This is a genomic window from Streptomyces sp. 150FB, from assembly GCF_000818195.1.
Lineage (GTDB): Bacteria > Actinomycetota > Actinomycetes > Streptomycetales > Streptomycetaceae > Streptomyces.
Genome location: NZ_JTHL01000001.1, coordinates 2,797,968 through 2,799,433, shown reverse-complemented (window position 1 = coordinate 2,799,433; position 1,466 = coordinate 2,797,968). Strand labels below are relative to the sequence as shown.

The following is a 1,466-nucleotide window of genomic DNA, read 5'->3' as shown; positions in this document are numbered from 1 at the left end:
CGCCGAACGCATCGGGGCGAAGGGCGCGCTGCGGCTGCGCGACCGGGGCGGCGAGCTGTTGACGACGTACATCAACCGCGTACTGCACGGAGAGCGCGACCGGCGGCTGGCGCCCCTCGACGCCCTTGAGGTGACCCCGGAGCCGCAGGCCGAACTGATCGCCGCACTGTCCGTACTTCAGAAGGAGAGGTGACCGGAGTGACCGCTGTGACGGATCAGACGGACGGGGCCGGCAAGGAAGACCGGCCGGACGGGCGGGGCGGTCCAGGGAGACCAGGAAGTCCCGGCGGTCCGGGTCGGCCGGGCAGGCCGGACGGGCCCGGGGGCTGGAACGACGGCTTCATCGCGCGGCGCGCCGCACGCAGGGGCAGGCCCGGCGGGCCGGGCGGTCTGAGCGACCTGAGTGCTGCCGGTGATCTGAGTGGCCTGAGTGATCTGCGGGGCGTTGACGGGCTTACGGGCGGTGAGGGCGCGTCAGCCGGCTCCGGTGACGCCCATACGCCCATCGGCGGCCCCTACGGCGGCTCCCTGCGGGTACGGCTCGACGCCCTCGGCGAGCTGGTCGGCCTGTCCCGTACCCGGCTCGAAGGAACGATCCTCGCCGAAGCGGGACGGGTCCTCGACGAGGCGTCGGCGCGCCAGCGGCTCTCCTCGCGCCACACCGTCGTCGCCATCGCGGGGGCGACGGGCAGCGGCAAGTCGACGCTGTTCAACGCCCTCGCCGGGGTGCCCATCTCGGAGACCGGGCTGCGCAGGCCCACCACGTCCGCCCCCATCGCCTGCACCTGGTCCGACGGCGCGGCCGGACTGCTGGACCGGCTCGCCATTCCCGGACGGCTGCGCCGTAAGCCCCTCGCGGGCGGCGACGGTGACGAGGAGTTGCACGGCCTCGTCCTGGTCGACCTGCCCGACCACGACTCCGCGGTCGTCCGCCACCGTGACCAGGTGGACCGGGTGATCGGACTGGTGGACGCGGTGATCTGGGTCGTCGACCCAGAGAAGTACGCGGACGCGGCGCTGCACGAGCGCTATCTGCGGCCGCTCGCCGGGCACGCCGAGGTCACCTTCGTGGTGCTCAACCAGATCGACCGGCTGCCGGGCGACGCGGCCGACCTGGTGCTCGACGATCTGCGCCGGCTGCTCGACGAGGACGGCATGGCCCTCGGCGAACACGGCGAACCCGGCGCCACCGTGCTCGCGCTCTCCGCGCTCGGCGGCCAGGGCGTGGGCGAACTCCGTGAGCTGCTCGGGCGCTTCGTACAGGAACGGAAGGCCGCGTCCCGCCGCCTCTCGGCCGATGTGGACGCCGCGGCGGAGCGGCTGCGTCCCGCGTACGTGGTCGACGGGCATCCGGGGCTCGACGAGCGCGCCCGCGAGCAGTTCGCGGACCGGCTCGCGTGGGCGGTGGGCGCGGTCGCCGCGGGTGAGGCGGCGGAGCGCGCCTGGCGCAGGAACGCGGGGCGGGC

1 protein-coding gene and 1 pseudogene are annotated in these 1,466 nt (G+C 74.5%); both read left to right on the top strand.

What is annotated here, in order from left to right:
- Positions 1-193: pseudogene (locus tag QR77_RS11760) on the top strand (ATP-binding protein); the annotation flags it as partial.
- A 149-nt stretch (positions 194-342) separates the two neighbouring features.
- Positions 343-1,466: GTPase (locus QR77_RS48560; RefSeq protein WP_269084358.1), on the top strand; the 1,124-nt coding region annotated here is incomplete at its 3' end.